The organism is Streptomyces purpureus (genome assembly GCF_014648195.1).
In the GTDB taxonomy this organism is placed as follows: domain Bacteria; phylum Actinomycetota; class Actinomycetes; order Streptomycetales; family Streptomycetaceae; genus Streptomyces; species Streptomyces purpureus.
The window spans coordinates 221,210-237,637 of the sequence record NZ_BMQQ01000003.1 but is presented as its reverse complement, the minus strand read 5'-3'; the positions used below and the strand labels follow the sequence as shown (position 1 = coordinate 237,637).

15 protein-coding genes are annotated in these 16,428 nt (G+C 70.6%); 8 read left to right on the top strand and 7 right to left on the bottom strand.

The window, feature by feature from the left end:
* Nucleotides 1-90 precede the first annotated feature (90 nt).
* Nucleotides 91-1,368 (top strand): serine--tRNA ligase, encoded by a 1,278-nt coding sequence (serS, locus tag IEZ01_RS06590; protein ID WP_019887780.1) that lies wholly within the window; start codon nt 91-93, stop codon nt 1,366-1,368.
* Nucleotides 1,365-2,180, top strand: a complete 816-nt coding sequence (locus IEZ01_RS06585; RefSeq protein ID WP_019887781.1) for an HAD family hydrolase — start codon at nt 1,365-1,367, stop codon at nt 2,178-2,180. The genes serS and IEZ01_RS06585 overlap by 4 nt, the downstream gene beginning before the upstream one ends.
* 288 nt (nt 2,181-2,468) lie before the next feature.
* Here IEZ01_RS06585 and lpdA read toward each other — a convergent pair whose 3' ends face one another.
* The 5 genes from lpdA to IEZ01_RS06560 form a co-directional block, all read right to left on the bottom strand.
* Nucleotides 2,469-3,872: a dihydrolipoyl dehydrogenase gene (gene lpdA, locus IEZ01_RS06580; RefSeq protein WP_019887782.1), complete on the bottom strand. Its 1,404-nt coding sequence runs from the start codon at nt 3,870-3,872 to the stop codon at nt 2,469-2,471.
* 169 nt (nt 3,873-4,041) lie between these two features.
* Nucleotides 4,042-4,761, bottom strand: coding sequence for an ABC transporter permease (locus tag IEZ01_RS06575; RefSeq protein ID WP_189200408.1), 720 nt, complete (start codon nt 4,759-4,761; stop codon nt 4,042-4,044).
* Between the two features lie 14 nt (nt 4,762-4,775).
* Complete coding sequence (locus tag IEZ01_RS06570; RefSeq protein ID WP_019887784.1) at nt 4,776-5,687, bottom strand: ABC transporter ATP-binding protein; 912 nt, start codon at nt 5,685-5,687, stop codon at nt 4,776-4,778.
* On the bottom strand, nt 5,684-6,580 hold the full coding sequence (locus tag IEZ01_RS06565; protein WP_019887785.1) for an ABC transporter permease: 897 nt from the start codon (nt 6,578-6,580) through the stop codon (nt 5,684-5,686). The genes IEZ01_RS06570 and IEZ01_RS06565 overlap by 4 nt, the downstream gene beginning before the upstream one ends.
* On the bottom strand, nt 6,577-7,542 hold the full coding sequence (locus tag IEZ01_RS06560; protein ID WP_019887786.1) for an ABC transporter ATP-binding protein: 966 nt from the start codon (nt 7,540-7,542) through the stop codon (nt 6,577-6,579). The genes IEZ01_RS06565 and IEZ01_RS06560 overlap by 4 nt, the downstream gene beginning before the upstream one ends.
* A 235-nt stretch (nt 7,543-7,777) precedes the next feature.
* Here IEZ01_RS06560 and IEZ01_RS06555 point away from each other — a divergent pair, with 235 nt between their 5' ends.
* The 5 genes from IEZ01_RS06555 (at nt 7,778) to IEZ01_RS06535 (ending at nt 12,760) form a co-directional block, all read left to right on the top strand.
* Nucleotides 7,778-8,620: a M24 family metallopeptidase gene (locus IEZ01_RS06555; RefSeq protein WP_028797733.1), complete on the top strand. Its 843-nt coding sequence runs from the start codon at nt 7,778-7,780 to the stop codon at nt 8,618-8,620.
* Nucleotides 8,620-10,383: an SDR family oxidoreductase gene (locus IEZ01_RS06550; RefSeq protein ID WP_019887788.1), complete on the top strand. Its 1,764-nt coding sequence runs from the start codon at nt 8,620-8,622 to the stop codon at nt 10,381-10,383. The genes IEZ01_RS06555 and IEZ01_RS06550 overlap by 1 nt, the downstream gene beginning before the upstream one ends.
* A 205-nt stretch (nt 10,384-10,588) precedes the next feature.
* Nucleotides 10,589-11,530 (top strand): MerR family transcriptional regulator, encoded by a 942-nt coding sequence (locus tag IEZ01_RS06545; RefSeq protein ID WP_189200404.1) that lies wholly within the window; start codon nt 10,589-10,591, stop codon nt 11,528-11,530.
* 167 nt (nt 11,531-11,697) lie between these two features.
* Nucleotides 11,698-12,240 (top strand): RNA 2'-phosphotransferase, encoded by a 543-nt coding sequence (locus IEZ01_RS06540; RefSeq protein WP_019887790.1) that lies wholly within the window; start codon nt 11,698-11,700, stop codon nt 12,238-12,240.
* 64 nt (nt 12,241-12,304) lie between these two features.
* The gene (locus IEZ01_RS06535; protein ID WP_189200402.1) at nt 12,305-12,760 is read left to right on the top strand and encodes a hypothetical protein; all 456 of its coding nucleotides are present in this window, start codon (nt 12,305-12,307) and stop codon (nt 12,758-12,760) included.
* Between the two features lie 49 nt (nt 12,761-12,809).
* Here the strand turns inward: IEZ01_RS06535 and IEZ01_RS06530 are convergent, their stop codons facing one another.
* Nucleotides 12,810-13,703, bottom strand: coding sequence for an LLM class flavin-dependent oxidoreductase (locus IEZ01_RS06530; protein ID WP_189200399.1), 894 nt, complete (start codon nt 13,701-13,703; stop codon nt 12,810-12,812).
* Nucleotides 13,704-13,819: 116 nt separating this feature from the next.
* On the opposite strand from IEZ01_RS06530, the gene IEZ01_RS06525 reads away from it, so the two are divergent.
* Nucleotides 13,820-14,668 (top strand): Cof-type HAD-IIB family hydrolase, encoded by an 849-nt coding sequence (locus IEZ01_RS06525; protein ID WP_189200397.1) that lies wholly within the window; start codon nt 13,820-13,822, stop codon nt 14,666-14,668.
* Between the two features lie 23 nt (nt 14,669-14,691).
* Here the strand turns inward: IEZ01_RS06525 and IEZ01_RS06520 are convergent, their stop codons facing one another.
* Nucleotides 14,692-16,410 carry a GAF domain-containing sensor histidine kinase gene (locus tag IEZ01_RS06520; protein WP_028797736.1) on the bottom strand — a complete coding sequence of 573 codons (1,719 nt, stop codon included), beginning with the start codon at nt 16,408-16,410 and terminating at the stop codon, nt 14,692-14,694.
* Nucleotides 16,411-16,428 lie beyond the last annotated feature (18 nt).

Sequence of the window (16,428 nt, the reverse complement as noted above, 5' to 3'; positions counted from 1 at the left end):
CACGTTCCTGAATTCCGGCAATACGGACATAGCGACACGGGTGTGGATATCGGTTGGGGTGGTGCGAGTCCACACCGGTAGCCTGGTGGGGTGATTGACCTTCGCCTGCTCCGTGAGGACCCCGACCGTGTTCGCGCCTCCCAGCGCGCCCGTGGAGAGGACGTCGACCTCGTCGACGCCCTGCTCTCCGCCGATGAGCGGCGCAGGTCGTCCGGCGTCCGCTTCGACGAGCTCCGCTCCGAGCAGAAGTCGCTCGGCAAGCTCATCCCCAAGGCCACTCCGGAGGAGCGCGCCGAGCTGCTCGGCAAGGCCGAGCAGCTGAAGGCCGATGTGAAGGCCGCCGAGGCCGCGCAGAACGAGGCCGACGAAGAGACCAGGCGCCTGCTGCTCAAGCTCGGCAACATCGTCCACCCGGACGTGCCGGTGGGCGGCGAGGAGGACTTCGTCGTCCTGGAGACGCACGGCACCATCCGTGACTTCGCCGCCGAGGGCTTCGAGCCCAAGGACCACCTGGAGCTCGGCGAGGCGCTCGGCGCCATCGACGTCGAGCGTGGCGCCAAGGTGTCCGGCTCGCGCTTCTACTACCTGACCGGCGTCGGCGCCCTGCTGGAGCTCGCGCTCGTCAACGCGGCGATCGCCCAGGCCACGGAGGCCGGCTTCACGCCGATGCTGACCCCGGCGCTGGTCCGCCCGCGCGCCATGGAGGGCACCGGCTTCCTCGGCCAGGCCTCGGAGAACGTGTACCACCTGGAGAAGGACGACTACTACCTCGTCGGTACGTCCGAGGTGCCGCTCGCCGCGTACCACATGGACGAGATCGTCGACGCGGACAAGCTGCCGCTGCGCTACGCCGGCTTCTCGCCGTGCTTCCGCCGCGAGGCCGGCACGTACGGCAAGGACACCCGGGGCATCTTCCGCGTCCACCAGTTCGACAAGGTCGAGATGTTCTCGTACGTCGCCCCGGAGGACGCCGAGAACGAGCACAAGCGGCTCCTGGAGTGGGAAAAGCAGTGGCTCACCGGCCTTGAGCTGCCCTTCCAGGTGATCGACGTCGCCACCGGCGACCTGGGCGCCTCCGCTTCGCGGAAGTTCGACTGCGAGGCGTGGATCCCCACCCAGGGCAAGTACCGCGAGCTGACCTCGGCGTCGAACTGCGACGGCTTCCAGGCGCGCCGCCTGTCGGTCCGGATGCGCGACGGCAAGCAGGTCAAGCCGCTGGCGACGCTGAACGGCACGCTGTGCGCCGTACCGCGCACGATCGTGGCGATCCTGGAGAATCACCAGCTGGCGGACGGCTCGGTCCGGGTGCCGGAGATGCTCCGTCCCTACCTGGGCGGCCGTGAGGTCCTGGAGCCGGTCGCCAAGTGAGTCCGTTCCCGTACCGTCTCGTGGCGACGGACCTCGACGGCACGCTGCTGCGTGGCGACGAGACGGTCTCGGCCCGTACGCGCGACGCGCTGGCCGCCGCCACGGCGGCGGGCGCGGCGCACATCGTCGTCACGGGCCGTTCCGTGCCCTGGACCCGGCACATCCTCGACGACCTCGGCTACGACGGCCTCGCGGTGTGCGGCCAGGGCGCGCAGGTCTACCACGCGGGTGAGCACCGGCTGCTCACCTCCGTGACGCTCGACCGCCAGCTGGCGGGGCTGGCGCTCGCCAAGATCGAGGCGGAGATCGGCCCGGTGGACCTCGCCGCGAGCCGTGACGGCCTGGACGGAGAGGTGCTGGTCAGCCCGGGTTACCGGCTCCATGACGGCCCGCTGCCGGCCCGGCCCATGGAGGACCCGACGGAGCTGTGGTCGGCCCCGCTGAACAAGGTCTACATCCAGCACCCCGACCTCAGCGACGACGCGCTGACGGCCGCCGCGCGCGAAACCGTCGGCAGCCTGGTCGACATCGTGCTGGCGGGCCCCGGCATAGTCGAGATCCTGCCGCTCGGGCTCAGCAAGGCCACCGGTCTCTCCCTGGCGGCCCGCCGTCTGGGGGTGAAGGCGGCGGAGACGATCGCCTTCGGGGACATGCCGAACGACATCCCCATGTTCGCCTGGGCGGGGCACGGCGTGGCCATGGCCAACGCCCATGACGACCTCAAGGCCGTGGCCCACGAGATCACGGCGTCGAACGAGTCCGACGGCATCGCCGTCGTCCTGGAAGAGCTGCTGTCCCGCAGCGGGTCCTGACGGCGAGCGCTTGCGGGTCCTGAGGGCCGGGGGCGTCTCGCAGACGCCCCAAAGGCCCCCCGGGAGGGCGGCCCGCGCGGACGTCGTAACGTCCGCGCGCTCGAAGCGGCCGCCCCGGGCGGGTGATGAACCCGCCCTGCTGGGAGTCCGACGGACCGATCTCTCCTCGGTCGACGTCCCGCTCCCCCCGGTCTCGGTGCTCCTCCACTGTGCTCCCGAACAGTGTTCGAACGCCACCGATTTACGGAGGGGCGGGACGCCGCCCATGGCTCAGACCGCTCAGACGGCTCAGAAGTTGATCATGTGGCCCGCGAGGCCGTGGACGGCCTCCTTCACGGCCTCACCCAGCGTCGGGTGCGCGTGCACGTTCCGCGCGACCTCGTGGACCGTCAGGTCCCACTGCTGGGCCAGCGTCAGCTCGGGCAGCAGCTCGGTGACGTCCGGGCCGATCAGGTGGGCGCCGATGATCTCGCCGTACTTCGCGTCGCTGATGAGCTTCACGAAGCCGGTCGCGTCCCCGAGGCCGTGCGCCTTGCCGTTCGCTGTGAAGGGGAACTTCGCGACCTTGACGTCAAAGCCCTTCTCCTTCGCCTGCTCCTCGGTCCAGCCGAAGCTGGCGATCTGGGGCTGGCAGTAGGTGGCGCGCGGGATCATCGGGTAGTCGAGCTCCATGGTCTCGGCGCCGGCGATCGTCTCCGAGGCGACGACACCCATGGACTCGGCCGTGTGCGCCAGCATGAGCTTCGCGGTCACGTCACCGATGGCATAGATGTGCGGCACGTTGGTGCGGCAGCGGCCGTCGACCTCGATGGCGCCGCGCTCGGTGAGCGCCACGCCCGTGGCCTCCAGGCCGTAGCCGGTCACGTTGGGCGCGAAGCCGATGGCCTGCAGGACCTTGTCCGCCTCCAGGACCTTCTGGGCGCCGTCCTTGCCGGTGACGGTGACCCGCACCTGCGGCCCGGACTCGTCGATGGACTCCACGCGGGTGGAGGTGAGCACGTCGATGCCGAGCTTGCGGTACTGCTTGGCCAGCTCCTTGGAGACGTCCGCGTCCTCCAACGGCGCGATCCGGTCCAGGAACTCGACGATGGTGACCTTCACGCCGTAGTTGTGCAGGACGTACGCGAACTCGATGCCGATCGCGCCGGCGCCCGCGATGACCACCGACTGCGGCACGTCCTCGGCGAGGATCTGCTCCTCGTACGTCACCACGCGCTCGCTGCGGGCCGTGCCCGGAAGCAGTCGCGGGGTGGCGCCGGTGGCGATGATGCAGTTGTCGAACGTGATCGTCTGGGAGGTGCCGTCCGAGAGGGCGACCTGCAGCGTGTTCGCGTCGAGGAAGGTGCCCCGGCCGTCGAACTCGGTGATGCCGTTCTTCTTCATCAGGAAGTGGACGCCCTTGACCCGGCCGTCCGCGACGGTGCGGCTGCGCCGGTAGGCCTCGCCGTAGTCGAAGGAGACCTCGCCGTTCACCTTGATGCCGAAGGTCTTGGCCTCATGGGTGAAGAGGTGGGCGAGCTCGGCGTTGCGCAGCAGCGCCTTGGTGGGGATGCAGCCGACGTTCAGACAGACGCCGCCCCAGTACTTCTCCTCCACGACCGCGACCCGCTTGCCCAGCTGGGCGGCGCGGATGGCGGCGACGTAACCGCCGGGGCCTGCTCCGAGTACGACGACGTCGAAGCGGTCTGACATGACTGACTCCCCAGGTTGTAAGTGTCGTGCGCGTTGCCCCAATACGGGCCCACAGTAATCCCGTGGGCGGCGCGGCAGCACGACAGCCCAGTCAAAGGTGACTGGGCTGTCCGTCACACGCGCGTGCACTCCGCCCGGACTCCTCCGCGCAGGACTGCTCCTCGCCGGACTACTCCTCGCCGGCCAGGGTCAGCGTGCGCAGTTTCTGTCCGGCGTACCAGGTCGCCGCGACGGTCACACCGGCCAGCAGCGCCACCGCCACCGGCAGACCCACGTCGGAGGCGACCAGACCGTCGCCCGCGACCTTCTCCGCCACCGACAGGGCCCACTGCTGGACGCTGAGCGTGCGTGCTCCGGCGATGAGGCTGCCGAACAGCGCCTCCCAGAGCAGGGCGTAGACCAGGCCGATGACGACCGCGTGGCGGCTGACCGTGCCGAGGAGCAGGAACAGCGCGCTGTAGGCGATGGAGGCGACCAGCGCAGCGACGGTGTACGCCACGGCCACCTGCTGGCCGTTGCCGTTGAGGATCATGCCCGCGACGAAGGTCGGGACGGCGGAGAAGACCATGGTGACGGCGATCGCCACGGTCAGCTTGGTGACGATGATCGTCGGCCGCTTCACCGGCTTGGCCAGCAGATAGACGATCGAGCCGTCGTCGATCTCCGGTCCGATCGCGCCCGTTCCGGCGATCACACCGATCAGCGGCACCATCGTGGCCAGCGCGAACCCGCCGAGGACATCGGCGGCGACCTGGTCGTCAACGCCGTTGAAGGCGCGGACCGCCGAGGCGATCACGATCAGCAGGGCGGGCAGGGCGAAGAGGATCAGGGCCCGTCGGCGGCCGAGGAGGGCCCGGTAGGTGAGCCGGGCGACTGTGGGGTTGTACATCGGTCAGGCTCCTTTCAGGCCGCTACGAGGTACGAGAAGACCGACTCGAGGGACTCGTCCGAGGGCGAGACCGTCAGCAGCCGGATGCCGTGCGCCCGGGCGACCCGCGGCAGGAGCTCGGTGAACCGGCCGAAGTCCACGGCCTGGATGCGCAGCGCGCCCTCGGCCATGTCCACCTCGATGCCGGCCGTCGACGGGTCGGCGATCAGCGCGGCGGCCAGCGCCCGGTCGTCGCTGGACCGTACGAGATAGCGGTGCGGGCGGTCCGTCATCAGGCGGCGGATCTTGCGGAAGTCGCCGGAGGCCGCGTGCCGTCCCGCCACGATCACCTCGATGTGGGAGGCGAGTTGCTCGACCTCTTCCAGGATGTGCGAGGAGAAGAGCACCGTGCGCCCCTCCGTGCCCATCCGTCGCAGCAGATCCATCAACTGCATGCGCTGGCGCGGGTCCATGCCGTTGAACGGCTCGTCGAGCAGGAGCACCGCGGGATCGTGGACAAGGGCCGAGGCCATCTTCACGCGCTGGCGCATGCCCTTGCTGTACGTGCCGATCTTGCGGTCCTGGGCGTACTCCATCTCGACCGTCGCGAGGGCCTTGCGCGCCTCCGCCTTGCCGAGGCCGTGGAGTTCGGCGTTGGCGACGACGAATTCGTAGCCGGTGAGGAAGTCGTACATCGCCTCCCGCTCGGGCACCACGCCGATCTGGCGGTAGACGGACTCGTTGCGCCAGATCGTCTCCCCGTCGAGGGTGACGGTGCCGGTGGAGGGGGCGAGGAAGCCGCCCATCATGTTGATGAGGGTGGACTTCCCGGCGCCGTTGGGGCCGAGGAGGCCGGTGACTCCGGGGCCGATGGTCATGGTCACGTCGTTGACGGCCACGACATTCCCGAACCACCGCGAAGCGTGCTCGATGTTGAGGGTTGTCACAGCCCGACCTTTCGGTAGCGGCGCATCAGCACGGCGTACGAGCCAAGGATCAGCGCGAGGACGACCAGCAGATAGAGCGCGCCGAGCCCGGCGGAGGGTCCCGCGCCCGCCGGGAAGGAGGACGTGGCGCCGAGGAAGGCGGTCTGGACCCCGTCGATCAGCGTGATGGGGGAGAAGAGGCCCATCCACTTGATGGCGTCGATGTTGTCGGTGCCGTAGGCGATGCCCTGGAGGGTGGTGACCGCGCCGTAGGAGATCACCAGCGTGGCGATGACGGCGGCGACGCCGAATCCGCGGCGCGGTGTCAGCGCGGCCATGACCAGGCCGATTCCGCCGAAGAGGAGCGAGAGCAGCGCCACCGAGACCAGGCCCTGGCCGAATCCCTTGGACTGGTCGGCGAAGTCCATCTTCGCCAGCAGCGAGCCGATGTACAGGATGACCAGCGGCGACGCGGTGAGGATGAACAGCGCGCCGGCCATCGCGCCGAACTTGGCGAGGACGTAGTCGACGCGCTCGATCGGGCGGGAGAAGTACAGCGGGACCGTCTTGAACCGCAGGTCGCGGGAGACGGACTGGGGCGCCTGGGCGGCCAGGTAGAGGCCGATGAGGGCCTGCGTGAAGATCGCGTACCGCGTGTAGTCCAGCGGCAGGTCCTTCATCTTGGTGGCGACCGCCACCGCCACGATGATCGCCGCCGGCACGCACATCACGGCGAACAGGATCATCGGCAGCACCTTGGACTTGGCGCTCCGGCCGAGGCCGTACGCACCGCGCAGGGACTGCGAGAAGAGCGAACGGCGCGCGTAGGCGCGGCCGAGGCGCGGCCCGTCGTAGTTGCGGTAGCCGATGTTGTGGATCTGGGTGGTTTCCGTGCGGGTGGTCTCGATGCTCATCGCGTCGGCACCTCCTCCTGCTGGTTCGCCTGCTGGGGGCGGAACACCTCGGCGATGTGGTGGCGGCGCTGCTCCATGCGTACGAGCCCGAGGCCCAGGTCGGCGACGGTGTCGCGGACGAGGTCGTACGTCTCCTCGCCGGTGGCCTCGAGGAGCAGGATGTGCCCGGCGCCGGGCAGTCCGTCCTCCACGCCCGCATGGAGGGTGATGCCGGCGGCGGTCAGGGCCTCGCGCAGGGCCCGCGTGCCGTCGGGGTGGGTGTCGGAGTCGGTGACCTCGACCGCGAGGGTGGCGGTGGTCTGGGTGAAGTCGCTGGTGGAGCTGGAGCGCAGCAGCCGGCCGCCGTCGATCACGACCACGTGGTCGCAGGTGCGCTCCAGCTCACCGAGGAGGTGCGAGGTGACCAGGACAGAGATCCCGAAGTCCGTCCAGACCCGGCGGATCAGGCCCAGCATCTCGTCGCGGCCGACCGGGTCGAGGCCGTTGGTGGGCTCGTCGAGGAGGACCAGCTTGGGGTCGTGGACCAGGGCCTGCGCGAGCTTCACGCGCTGCTTCATGCCGGTCGAGTAGCCGCCGATGGGGCGGTAGCGCTCCTCGTACAGACCGACGTGGCGCAGGGTGTCGGCGGTCCGCTCACGGGCGGCCGTGGCGGGCAGGCCGGACATCCGGGCCATGTGGACGACGAGCTCGGTGGCCGAGACGTCGGGCGGGAGGCAGTCGTGCTCGGGCATGTAGCCCACCCGCTCGCGGATGGCGGCGCCGGAGGTGGCGACGTCGAGGCCGAGCACCTCGGCGCGGCCCTCCGTGGCGGGGGACAGACCGAGCAGAATCTTGATCATTGTGGACTTGCCGGCTCCGTTGGCACCCACCAGTCCGGTCACACCGGGCCCGATGTCCAGGGAGAGCCGGTCGAGAGCGGTCACCCGGGGGAACCGCTTGCTGAGGCTTTCGGTCGCGATCACAGTCACCCTTCGAAGGTAGTGGCGCAGACCACAGCGGGCGTCAGCCCAACGGCTCGATCCCTCTCCGACCTCAGGTGTACGAACCCGTAAGGGGAAACCTACGAAAGTCGTTCCCGGACCTCGGCGGCGACGGGTTTCCACAGGCTTCCGCACGGCTCTTGACGTAGCCGCCGGGCATTGTCACATTCATCAGTGTCAAGTTACGACCACGTACCGCAAGGGACGGACGGGTGGCATGGCCTCAGCAGTGAAGAGCGAACTGACCGCGGAACTGCGGGGGTTCAGGGAAGTGCAGCGCCTCTCCTACGAGTGCGCGGAGGCGGTCGCGGCGCAGCTCAAGCCGGGCGTCACCGAGCGCGAGGCGGCGCGGATGCAGCGCGAGTGGCTGCGTGAGCGCGGCGTGCGCGACTGGTTCCACCTCCCCTTCGCGTGGTTCGGCGACCGCACGGCCTTCGTCAACTTCCGGATACCACTGCAGTTCTTCCCGACGAACCGGAGGCTGGAGCCGGGGATGCCGTTCATCCTCGACATGGCCCCGGTCCACAAGGGCTACACCGCCGACATCGGGTACTCCGGCTGCCTGGGCCTCAACCCCGTGCACGACAAGCTGCTCGCCGATCTCAAGGACCACCGCGAGCTGATCCTGCGCGAGGTGCGCGAGCGCCGCACGCTGCGGGAGATCTACGAGGACGTGGACCGGCTCATGGTCCGCCAGGGTTATGCCAACCGGCACCGCGCCTATCCCTTCGGCGTGATCGCCCACAAGATCGACCGGGTGAAGGAGCGCCGCTGGTCGCCGACGCTGTTCGGGTTCGGCACCCAGTCGCTGAAGGGCCTGGCGAGCGACGCGGTCCATGGCCACCGGGACGGCTGGTCGCCGCTGTGGTCGCCGTACAAGTTCTCCGACCACCCGCCCCGGCCGGGGCTGTGGGCGGTCGAGCCCCACCTCGGATTCCGGGGTACGGGCGCGAAGTTCGAGGAGATCCTGGTCGTCACGGACTCCAGGGATCCCGGGCAGAGCGCGTTCTGGCTGGATGACGATCTGCCGCATGTGCGGCGCTGGGCGGAGGGTCTGTGATGCCGATGGAGGGCGCGCGGGAGCGCTGGGTGCGGACGGGCGGGATCGAGCTGTGCGTCGCCGAGCTGGGCGACGAGAGCCGGCCCACCGTCCTGCTGGTGCACGGCTACCCGGACTCCAAGGAGGTCTGGTCGCAGGTCGCGGCCCGGCTCGCGGACCGTTTCCATGTGGTGCTGTACGACGTCCGCGGCCACGGCCGCTCGACCGCGCCGGCCCCGCTGCGCGGCGGCTTCACGCTGGAGAAGCTCACCGACGACTTCCTGGCGGTCGCGGACGCGGTCAGCCCGGACCGGCCGGTCCATCTCGTCGGCCACGACTGGGGCTCCGTGCAGGCGTGGGAGTTCGTGACGGTCAAGCGCACCGAGGGCCGGATCGCCTCCTTCACCTCGATGTCCGGGCCCTCCCTCGACCATTTCGGGCACTGGATCAAGCAGCGGATGACCCGCCCCACGCCGCGGCGCGTCGGCCAGCTCCTCGGCCAGGGCGCCAAGTCCTGGTACGTGTACGCGCTGCACACCCCGGCGCTGCCGGAGCTCGCCTGGCGCGGCCCCCTCGGCAAGCGGTGGCCGAAGATCCTCCAGCGGGTCGAGAAGATCGCGACCGGCGACTACCCGACCTCCTCGCTGCCGACGGACGCCGCACACGGCACCTGGCTGTACCGCGACAACGTCCGCGCCCGGCTGCGCCGCCCCCGCCCGGACGCGTACGCCCACGCCCCGGTGCAGCTGATCACTCCCACCGGCGACGCCTTCCTCTCCGAGCGGCTCTACGACGACCTGGAGCGGTGGGCGCCCCAGCTCACCCGGCGCACCATGCCCGCCAAGCACTGGGTGCCGCGGACCCGGCCCGACCAGCTGGCGGCCTGGATCGCGGAGTTCGTGACGACCCACGAGGACCCGGCCGCCAAGGCCCCGGCCACGGCCCCTCGCGGCACGTACGCCGAGCGGTTCGGCGGGCAGCTCGTGCTGGTCACGGGTGCGGGCAGCGGCATCGGCCGGGCCACCGCCTTCGCCTTCGCCGAGGCGGGCGCGCGGGTCGTCGCCGTGGACCGCGACGGCGAGAGCGCGCTCCGCACGGCCGAGATGGCGCGGCTGATCGGCGCGCCCGAGGCATGGGCCGAGACCGTCGACGTCAGTGACGAGCAGGCGATGGAGAAGCTCGCCGAGAAGGTCGCCGGCGAGTACGGCGTGGTCGACGTGCTGGTGAACAACGCCGGGATCGGCCTGTCGGGGTCGTTCTTCGACACGACGAGCGAGGACTGGAAGAGGGTCCTCGACGTCAACCTCTGGGGGGTCATCCACGGCTGCCGCGTCTTCGGCAAGCAGATGGCCGACCGGGGACAGGGCGGTCATATCGTCAACACCGCGTCCGCCGCAGCCTTCCAGCCCTCGCGCCTCCTGCCCGCCTACGGCGCCTCCAAGGCGGCGGTCCTGATGCTGAGCGAGTGCCTGCGCGCCGAGCTGGCCGGCCAGGGCATCGGGGTCACGGCGATATGCCCGGGCATCGTCAACACCAACATCACCGCCACGGCCCGGTTCGCCGGAGTCGGCGAGGAGGAGCAGAAGCGCCGGCAGAAGCAGGCGTCCAGGCTCTACGGCCTGCGGAACTATCCGCCGGAGAAGGTGGCCGATGCCATCCTGCGGGCCGTGGTGCGCAACCAGGCGGTGGTGCCGGTGACCCCGGAGGCGCGCGGCGCGCACCTGCTGTCCCGGCTGACGCCCAAGGCCCTGCGCGCGCTCGCGCGGCTGACGCCACCGTCATGAGCGGCGCCCGGCCTGTTGACGTCAAGGGGCTGCCGCCCGGCCGGTGCCGGCCGGGCGCGGCCATACCCCGCGTCTTCCGGCGGTCGTACCATCCCTCGCAGGAGGGTTCGCCGAGCGAGGCCGCCGGATGCCCGGCGTCCTGGCCTGTGGCCCTGGCGGCGGCGGGAGCGGTGGGCCGCGCCGCGACGGGGTAGAGGGAGCGGGCGTGTCCGACCAGATCACAGCCGAGTACCGGATCGAGGACCTGGCGCACCACAGCGGCGCCACGGTCCGCACGATTCGGGCCTATCAGGACCGGGGCCTGCTGCCGAAGCCGCAGCGGCGCGGCCGGTCCAACGTGTACGGGGACACGCATCTCGCGCGGCTGCGCCAGATCGCCGATCTCCTGGACCGCGGCTACACGCTCGCCTCCATCAAGGAGCTGCTGGAGGCCTGGGACGCGGGACGGGGACTCGGCGGGGTGCTCGGCCTGGTCGCCGAGGTCGACGGCCCGTGGACGGACGAGAAGGCCGACCGCATCTCCCGGGCCGAGCTGGACGCCACCTTCGGCGGCTCACCGGACGAGGAGGCCGTACGCGAGGCGGTCGAGCTCGGCGTCCTGGAGCCGATACCGGGCACGGACGGCGAGTTCCTCGTGCCGAGCCCCCAAGAGCTGGCGGTCGCAGCCGAGTTGTACGCGGCGGGCGTCCCGCTCGCAGCGATCGCCGGTCACCTGAAGGAACTTCGCGGCCAGGTGGAGCACATCGCCTCCCGCTTCCTGGAGTTCACCACCGAGCACGTTTTCGCCCGCTATCTGGAGCACCGGCCTCCGACGGACGCGGATGCGGCCGAGGCCGCGTCGATGGTGCGGCGTCTGAGGCCGCTCGCCCAGCAGACCGTCGACGCCGAACTCGCCCGCGCGATGCGGCTGTTCGCCACCCGGCACCTCCAGCACCACCTCGCGCCGCATGCCCCGCCCCTGCCGGACGACGAGCCCCGTCCGGTGGCGCTCCCGGCATCGACAATCCGGGCCGTACAGGCTCTGGTTGGCCCGGACAATGTCGCCGCGTTCATCGCCGCAGCGACTGAACGAGAGGTGCAGTCCCGGACATTGGACGCACTCTCGTCAAAGCATCGCCAGAGCAGTCAAGTTGACCAAAGGCCCTGATAACACTGGCCGGTTGTCCACAGAATCGCCAATTCCCCTGTGGATAACTCCACTTGGTTGTGGACCAAACATCTTCACTCCTATTCGACCATGTCCCTTTCACGCACCTCTCTTCCGAGGCGTTTTTTGCGTGGCCGACGGACGCCGGGCTCCGGCATCCTGGCCCGATGGACGACAGACGCACCGTGAAGGTGTCGAAATACCTCTCGAAACACCTGCGCCACCAGCCGGAACGGATCGGGCTGACTCTCGATCCCCACGGCTGGGTGCCGGTCGAGGAACTGCTGCGGGCCGCCGCCGCGCACGGCTTCCCGATCAGCCGCGCCGAACTGGATCATGTGGTCGCCGTCAACGACAAACGGCGCTTCGCCGTCGACGGCGTCCGAATCCGCGCCAGCCAGGGCCACACCGTCGAGGTCGACCTCGACCTGCCGGTCGCCGAGCCCCCCGCGTACCTCTACCACGGCACGGTGGCCGCCTCCCTGGACGCGATCCGTGCCGAGGGCCTGCGCCCCATGGCCCGCCACCATGTGCACCTCTCCCCCGACCGGGAGACCGCGACCCGGGTCGGCGCCCGCCGCGGCCGCCCGGTGGTCCTCTCGGTGGACGCCGGAGCCATGCACCGCACCGGCCACGTCTTCCACGTCAGCGCCAACGGCGTCTGGCTCACCGAGGCCGTTCCACCTGAGTACCTCCGCTTCCCCGGCTGAGGCCTGATCGACTCCACAGCTCCCCGGCCATCGCCGTGATGCTCGCTCAGGCATGATCGTCCGTATGGGACATCCGCACCTGCCGACCACCGAGTCCGCCGTCCGCGCCATCCGCGAGGTCGCCGAGGAGTACCACCGCGAGATGGCGGTCACCGAGGACATCGGAGCGGACCAGACCTCGCGGCGCACGTCGGCCGGAGCCTTCACCGTCTTCGACCCGGACGGCTCCCTCCCGCACGAGGCGTTCGTCGAGCTCGGCGGCGCCCCCGTCGTCACCGTCCGGCTCTTCCCCGAGGACGACGCCAAGATCGTCGTCGACGGAGCGGAGTTCGACGACATCCCCCGCGACTCCGTCCCCGCCTTCCTCCGCTCCGTCTACAGCGAGCTGGCCTATGTGAAGGGCAGGTTCTTCCCGCCCGGCTGGTGGCTGATCGTGCCGCTGCCCGGGGACGAGACGTACAAGGAACTCATCCTCACCGGCACGCTCACCCGCTGGCTCAGCAGCCGGGTCCGCCGCTGAGGGCCCCGACCGCTCGGACCGACCCGACCGCCTCTTGAGCGAAGGGTCCTCACCCGCCCAGCTGGGAGAGGCCTTCCGTGGCGATCCGCTCGAACACCGCCTGATCCGCCGCGAAGACCGAGTCCGCGATCGGCGCGTGGATCACGATCTCCGTGAAGCCCAGCTCGAAGTGACGGCCCGCGAAGTCCACGAAGGCCTCGAAGGACTCCAGCGGACGGTCCGGCGTGAAGCCTGTCAGCAGGATCTTGTCCAGCTCCCGCACATCACGGCCGATGTCCACGCACGCCTTCTCCAGCTTCTCGGCCTGACCACGGATCGCCTCCACGGACTGCTCGGGCGTCCCCGTCTCGAAGAGCTTGGGATCCCCCGTCGTCACCCACGCCTGGCCGTACCGCGCGGCCAGCTTCAGCCCACGCGGCCCGGTCGCGGCGACCGCGAAGGGCAGCCGCGGCCGCTGCACACAGCCGGGGATGTTGCGGGCCTCCTCGGCCGAGTAGAACGTGCCGCGGTGGGAGACGACGTCCTCGGTCAGCAGCCGGTCGAGCAGGGGCACGAACTCGGCCAGCCGGTCCGCCCGCTCCCGCGGCGTCCACGGCTCCTGCCCCAGCGCCGTGGCGTCGAAGCCGGTGCCGCCGGCGCCGATGCCGAGGGTGATCCGGCCGCCGGAGATGTCGTCGAGGGAGATCAGTTCCTTGGCGAGCGTGACCGGGTGCCGGAAGTTCGGCGAGGTCACCAGCGTGCCGAGGCGCAGCCGCTCGGTGGCGGCGGCCGCGGCGGTCAGGGTGGGTACGGCCCCGAACCAGGGGCCGTCACGGAAGGTCCGCCAGGAAAGGTGGTCATAGGTGTACGCGGCGTGGAAACCGAGCCGCTCGGCTCGGACCCACTCCTCGCGGCCACCCTCGTGCCAACGACGGGACGGGAGGATCACGGTACTCAGACGCATGGAACGACCCTACGCGGCCGCACTGACAATCATGGCGCGCACGCACAGCGACGGTCCATGCACTCAAATGTGCGCCCACCCGCACGCCCGTGCACCCCGTACGTGAGAATGGATCTGTGATCTCATCCCACTCTCCGCGCCTGCCCGCCCATACGCCCCGGCTCATCGCCACCGACCTGGACGGCACCCTGCTGCGCGACGACAAGTCCGTCTCGGAGCGCACGGTCGCGGCCCTCGCCGCCGCCGAGGAGGCCGGGATCGAGGTCTTCTTCGTCACCGGCCGGCCGGCCCGCTGGATGGACGTCGTCAGCGACCACGTCCACGGCCACGGCCTGGCCATCTGCGCCAACGGCGCCGCGGTGGTCGACCTGCACGCCGGCGGCAAGGTGATCGAGGCCCGTCCGCTGCACCGGGAGACCGCCCTGACGGTCGTACGGACGCTGCGCGCCGAGGCCCCCGGCACCACCTTCGCCGTCGAGCTGGCCACCGGCATCCACTACGAGCCGGACTACCCGCCCTTCCACCTGGACCCGGGCGCGACCATCGCCACCGCGGAGAAGCTGCTGCACGAAGACCGGCCCGGATCCGGCGCACCGGTGCTGAAGCTGCTCGCCCACCACCCCGACCTGGACCCAGACGCGTTCCTCATCCTGGCCCGCGTGGCCGCCGGGGAACACGCCTCGATCACTCGCTCCAGCCCCACCGCCCTCCTGGAGGTCAGCGGCCTCGGAGTCTCCAAGGCCTCGACGCTTGCCCTGTGCTGCGCGGAGCGCGGGATCTCGGCCGAGGAGGTCGTCGCCTTCGGTGACATGCCCAACGACGTGGAGATGCTGACCTGGGCGGGCACCTCCTACGCGATGGCCAACGCCCATCCCGATGTGATCGCCGCCGCCTCCGGGCGTACGGTCGCCAACAACGAGGACGGCGTCGCCGTCGTCATCGAACGGATCCTCGAGGGGCTCTGAGGCGCGGGCTCTGCCCGCGGCCCCTACTCCGGGGACCGCAGCGGGGCCTGCCACACCACGGTCGTACCGCCGCCGTCCTCGCCGATACCGGGCCCGCACCAGCTCGATCCCCCCAGCGACTCGGCGCGCCGCGCGAGATTCCGCAGCCCGCTGCGCCGCCCGCCCGCCGGGATGCCCACACCGTCGTCCCCGACCGACAGCCGCACCCCGGGCGCGCCGTCGGCGAGGGTCACGGTGGCGTCGACGACGACCTCGATCCGGCCGGCCCGGGCGTGCCGGAAGGCGTTGGAGAGGGCCTCGCGCAGCGCGGCGATGAGGTTCTTGCCGGTGAGATCGCCGACGGTCGTGTCGATCGCGCCCACGAACCGGTGGGCGGGGGTGAAGCCGAGCGGCACGGCCGCCATGTTGATCTCCCGCAGGACCCGGGTCCGCAGCCCGGACGGCGCCTCGGCCGGTCCCTGCTGAAGCGCGAAGATCGCCGTACGGATCTCCTGGATGGTCACGTCCAGTTCGTCCACCGCCTTGCCGACCCCGTCCTGCACGGCGGGGACGACCGACTTGCGCTGGGCGCTCTCCAGCATCATCCCGGTCGCGAACAGCCGCTGGATGACCAGGTCATGAAGGTCCCGGGCGATCCGGTCGCGGTCCTCGTAGACCGCGAGGCGCTCCCGGTCCCGCTGCGCGTCCGCCATCATCAGCGCGAGCGCCGCCTGTGAGGCGAACTGCGTGGCCAGGGTCCGCTCCGCGTCGGTGAACGGACGGGCGCCACGCGCGCGTGGCGTCGCAAGCGCGCCCAGGACCCGGCCGCCGCTGTGCAGCGGAAGGAGCATGGCGGGCCCGTACTGCTCCGACAGCCTGCTGATCATCCGCGGGTCGGTGGCCGCGTCGGCCACGAAGACCGCGTCCCCGGCGAGCAGCTCCCGGACCACAGGACTGTCCTCCGGAATCACCACACCCATCGAGGTGGCGGGATGGTCGCAGGAGACGGCGACGATCTCCAGACCGCCCTCCTCGGCGGGCAGCAGCACGATCCCTGCGGCCGAGTCGGCGAGCCGGCGGGCCTGTTCGGCGACGACCACGAGCGCGTCGTCGGCGTCACCGCCGGACAGCAGCGCCGTGGTGACGGCGACCGAGCCGTCGATCCAGCGCTCGCGCTGGCGGGCCGCCTCGTAGAGCCGGGCGTTGCCGATGGCGATCCCGGCCTCGGTGGCGAGGACGCGGACCATGTGGAGGTCGTAGTCGGTGAACACGCCGCCGCCGCTCTTCTCGGCCAGATAGAGGTTGCCGAAGATCTCGCCCTGGACGCGGATGGGTACACCGAGGAAGGTCCGCATCGGCGGATGCCCGGGCGGGAAGCCCGCCGCGCGCGGATCCTTCGTCAGGTCGGCGAGCCGCATCGGATCCGGATGGTGGATCAGCGCGCCGAGCAGCCCCGCGTGACCGTCCGGCCGACGTCCGATGCGCTCGGCGACCTCGTCCGACACGCCGTGGGTGACGAAGTCCGAGAGCCCGCTGCCCTCCTCGTCGACCACGCCGATCGCGGCGTAGCGGGCCCCGGCGAGCTCGGCCGCGGTCTGGCAGATCCGGTCCAGGGTGGAGTGAAGTTCGAGGCCGGTGCCCACCGAGCGCATGGCCTCCAGGAGTTGGGGCACGCGCGCGGTGAGCTCGGTGGACAGGCCCTGAAGGCTGCGGGTCGCCCGGGTCGCGGCGTCGAGGGGATCCTGGCGTTCGGGCACTGTCATGCCCTTGAGACTAGTAAG

What these genes read in the sequence shown, in the direction of transcription:
- IEZ01_RS06535 (WP_189200402.1), top strand. Translation starts at nt 12,305, where the DNA reads ATGGGACATCCGCACCTGCCGACCACCGAGTCCGCCGTCCGCGCCATC.
- IEZ01_RS06520 (WP_028797736.1), bottom strand. Translation starts at nt 16,410, where the DNA reads ATGACAGTGCCCGAACGCCAGGATCCCCTCGACGCCGCGACCCGGGCG.
- IEZ01_RS06565 (WP_019887785.1), bottom strand. Translation starts at nt 6,580, where the DNA reads ATGAGCATCGAGACCACCCGCACGGAAACCACCCAGATCCACAACATC.
- IEZ01_RS06540 (WP_019887790.1), top strand. Translation starts at nt 11,698, where the DNA reads ATGGACGACAGACGCACCGTGAAGGTGTCGAAATACCTCTCGAAACAC.
- IEZ01_RS06575 (WP_189200408.1), bottom strand. Translation starts at nt 4,761, where the DNA reads ATGTACAACCCCACAGTCGCCCGGCTCACCTACCGGGCCCTCCTCGGC.
- IEZ01_RS06555 (WP_028797733.1), top strand. Translation starts at nt 7,778, where the DNA reads ATGGCCTCAGCAGTGAAGAGCGAACTGACCGCGGAACTGCGGGGGTTC.
- lpdA (WP_019887782.1), bottom strand. Translation starts at nt 3,872, where the DNA reads ATGTCAGACCGCTTCGACGTCGTCGTACTCGGAGCAGGCCCCGGCGGT.
- IEZ01_RS06530 (WP_189200399.1), bottom strand. Translation starts at nt 13,703, where the DNA reads ATGCGTCTGAGTACCGTGATCCTCCCGTCCCGTCGTTGGCACGAGGGT.
- IEZ01_RS06550 (WP_019887788.1), top strand. Translation starts at nt 8,620, where the DNA reads ATGCCGATGGAGGGCGCGCGGGAGCGCTGGGTGCGGACGGGCGGGATC.